Annotated in this window: 1 protein-coding gene and 3 tRNA genes; 3 read left to right on the top strand and 1 reads right to left on the bottom strand. The window is 37.1% G+C overall.

The features are described from left to right. Positions 1–13 precede the first annotated feature (13 nt). Positions 14–2,791, bottom strand: a complete 2,778-nt coding sequence (locus GQR46_RS17545; protein WP_007582951.1) for an ATP-binding protein — start codon at positions 2,789–2,791, stop codon at positions 14–16. 341 nt (positions 2,792–3,132) lie between these two features. On the opposite strand from GQR46_RS17545, the gene GQR46_RS17540 reads away from it, so the two are divergent. From GQR46_RS17540 to GQR46_RS17530, 3 genes are all read left to right on the top strand, one after another. After that, positions 3,133–3,208, top strand: a tRNA-Phe gene (locus GQR46_RS17540). Positions 3,209–3,279: 71 nt separating this feature from the next. After that, positions 3,280–3,355, top strand: a tRNA-Thr gene (locus tag GQR46_RS17535). Positions 3,356–3,489: 134 nt separating this feature from the next. Beyond that, positions 3,490–3,565: transfer RNA gene (locus tag GQR46_RS17530), tRNA-Phe, on the top strand. Positions 3,566–3,626: the final 61 nt, after the last annotated feature.

Below are 3,626 nucleotides of genomic sequence, written 5' to 3'. Positions count from 1 at the left end.
TGTGTGCGATTATTTAATCACTTAACTCATCTTCTTGCTCAGAGATTTTAATTTGTTCTTTTAAAAATTGAGCTGCCTTAGAGTATTCAATTTCTAACTTATCTCTTAAGTCTATTAATTCATCGGTAGTGAGTTCACCTTTTTTACATTTATCTTCAAATGCACTTGAAAGTTCAGCCACCGTTAGGGCACCAATTGTTTTAGAGATCGATTTTAATTGATGACACCCTTCAATAATCTCATCTAAATCGTTAACCATAACGCCTGAATTAATCCCCTTAATTAGCCCTTGGCTTTGTTCTAAATACATTTTGAAAAAGCGTAACTGTTTAGCTTCGTCACCATTTACATATTTAGCAACCGCTTCCATATCAATAGGTAGCGCCATGGTTTGATGGATAACTACATTTGGGTTTTGGCTTTGCTTATCGCTCCAGCGTTTTAAAGTGTCCTCTAACGCGTTTAGCTCTATAGGTTTGGTAATGAAGTCGTTTATACCTACGGCTAAGCAACGCTCTTTTTCGCCTTTAAGTGCGTTTGCTGTTACAGCAATAATGTAAGGCTGTGCATCAATTGATTCTAATAGCTCTGCTTCGTTACGGATTTTTTCGACCATATCGTAACCCGACATTTTAGGCATGTGTAAGTCGGTTAAAATAAGTGAGTAATCACCTTTTCTCCACATATCTAAGCCTTCTTCACCGTTGTTTGCTATCTCAACGCCAAAACCTAGTATGTGTAATTGATCGGTCAGCACTTGTTGGTTTAGAAGGTTATCTTCAACAAGTAAAACCAATTTGTTTGATTTACGAGCTTGCTCAACATTTAAATAGTTATTAAGTGTTTTGGTTTTTTTAATTTGTTTAGGTGTATGCAAACCTGCAGCGACTAAAATAGACAGCATAAAGTTAGACTTACATAAAGGAGAGGCATTAATATAAAAAATATTATTATGATTTATAGCCGCTTCATCAAGCTTACTTAGTACAACAACTTGTTGGTTATAATCCTCTAATGAATAAAATAAGCGTCTTAGCAGCGCGTTTGTTTTATCCATATTGTCTATGCCATCAGCCACCCAAATAATATCTTGCGAATGTTGGTGCTCTTCAATTTCTTCTTCTGTGTGTGCATAAACTATTTTAGCGCCCATAAACGATAAATAACGGTACATTGTTTTTTCACGTTCTAGGTGATTACTAACTACAACAATTTGCTTACCATTTAATGCACCTTTGTGTGCGTACTTAATTCTACCCGATGTGCTAAACGGCAGTTCAACAGTAAATTCACTGCCAATTCCTGTATGGCTAGTTACATGAATAGTACCTAGCATAAGCTCAGTTAAGCTTTTACAAATAGAAAGACCTAAACCTGTCCCTCCATATTCTCGGGTAATCGAATTTTCGGCTTGAATAAACGGATTAAATATTTCGCGTAGTTGTGCCTGCGACATGCCTTTACCGTTATCAGTTACGCAAAAGCGTAAGGTAAAGTGATCAGTCGTATTATGTACCACCTCTACTGATATTTTTACATGCCCTTGGGTTTTTTCATCAGTGCTCGTAAATTTAATTGCGTTGCTACATAGGTTATAAAGAACCTGACGTACACGTACGCTATCACCGGTAAGATTTATAGGAATATCTGGTGCTATTGCTAGCTCTAAATCAAGCTCACGTTTTTTAGCAACAGATGAGAGCACACGAGCAACTTCTTCAATAGTATCGGTTACCGAAAATGGGATCGGGTCAATATTTAGCTTTCCAGCCTCAATTTTAGAGAAATCTAAAATATCATCCAAAATGCTCAATAACGAAAATGCTGATTCACGAATAATCGTACTTAAACGATGCTGAGCGCCATCAAGTTCGGTCTGGCGCAGTAAATCAATAGTACCTATAACACCATTCATCGGTGTTCTTATTTCGTGACTCATCGTTGCTAAGAATGTTGTTTTAGTTTCGCTTGCTCGCTCTGCTTTTAATGTGGCTTGCTCAAGCGCTAAGGTACGATTTTGCACTTCGGCTTCTAGGCCATTTTGTAATTTATAAAGCTCTTTTTGTGCAGAGTCATTCTCGCTCATTGCAGTTTGTACTTTTTGTAGCAATAAGTTGATGTTTTTTGCTACTACACCTAAACCAATATCAAGTTGCTCATCAACATTACTATTGTAATTAGCATCTTCAGTGATTGCCTGTAACTCTTGAGTAAGAGTGTCAGTACTTTTACGTAAGCGCGTATTAATGTACATATTAAACATTAAAGTAAGTATAAATAATGCAGCAACACTCGCTATCGCGATGATGTAAGCGATAACTTGAGAATCTTGAGCGCTTAAAGGCGTGGCTGGTATGTTTTGCTTAATAATAAGCTCGCCAATGGGTTGATCGTTTAACAATAGTAGGTGATGCAGAATACCTTCTTCTTTTAAGTGCTTTTCAGTTTTAACAGAAGCGATGGCTGGTTTACTGCTGCTATATACCAACTGAGTATCTGATGTAGCATTGAAGCGATATAGAGTATATTCAAAGTCACCGTCTAATAAGGAGGTTAAATCAAGTAACTGTTTTACTTTACCTTGACCATACATAGTTAATGCATCAACCATAGGTAAGTCTAATCTATCGGCAAGCGTTACAATATTAATAGATGATACTGGTTGGGCTGTCTTAACTTCAGTTTGTGTATAAAATGAGTGGGCAACAATAGCGAGCGCTGTTACAGCAATATTAATGATTAAAAAAAGTGGCAGTAAGCCTTTTACTGGCGATGAGAATTTACTCTGCATTGATTGTTTCCAATTGATGTGTTTTTACTACGATAAGTCCCTATCGTACGTATCTAAGCTAATCGTAACATTTACAAAAAATAATTCACTACGGTTTTAGTCTGATTTAGTTATATTTATTTATAGTTATAGCCCGATTTGTGGTAAAAATGAACGTTATTAATGAAAAATGTACTGAGTTGTCTGAAAACCGTTCAAACAGTTATAAAGAAGAAAAAAAAAGTTGACTTGTAAGGGCAAAACTCGTTTAATACGCCGCACGCCCAGATAGCTCAGTCGCTAGAGATGAGTGGGAATTGCATTAAAAATCCTTTAAGATTTTTAATTAGCACTGTTTAAGTGCCTCGATAGCTCAGTTGGTAGAGCAGAGGATTGAAAATCCTCGTGTCCCTGGTTCGATTCCGGGTCGAGGCACCATTTATTAAAGTAGTGGTGTTTAATCAACAGTTTAAACATTATTACGCGTGCCTTAGCACACAGTTTTGTGTGCCGACTTAGCTCAGCTGGTAGAGCAACTGACTTGTAATCAGTAGGTCAACCGTTCGACTCGGTTAGTCGGCACCATTTATTTAAAGTAGTTTGAAAAGAAAGCTGTAATCAGTAGTCTGTTCAAATTACCCGTCGAATCGGTTAGTCGGCACCATTTATAAAGCTAAAAGTTAAATAATTATTTAACTTTTAGTTAGCACAGTTTATGTGCCTCGATAGCTCAGTCGGTAGAGCAGAGGATTGAAAATCCTCGTGTCCGTGGTTCGATTCCGCGTCGAGGCACCATTTACTTTAAGTTCTCAATCTTTAAAATTGAACGTGCCTTAGCACACAGTTTTGTGTGCCG

Source organism: Pseudoalteromonas sp. Z1A6, from assembly GCF_011378745.1.
Classification (GTDB): Bacteria; Pseudomonadota; Gammaproteobacteria; order Enterobacterales; family Alteromonadaceae; genus Pseudoalteromonas; species Pseudoalteromonas arctica.
The sequence above is the reverse complement of the archived record's forward strand: the minus strand, read 5'-3'. Positions and strand labels throughout refer to the sequence as shown.

Coding starts and splice junctions, on each gene's coding strand:
- GQR46_RS17545 (WP_007582951.1), bottom strand. CDS start 2,791: ATGCAGAGTAAATTCTCATCGCCAGTAAAAGGCTTACTGCCACTTTTT.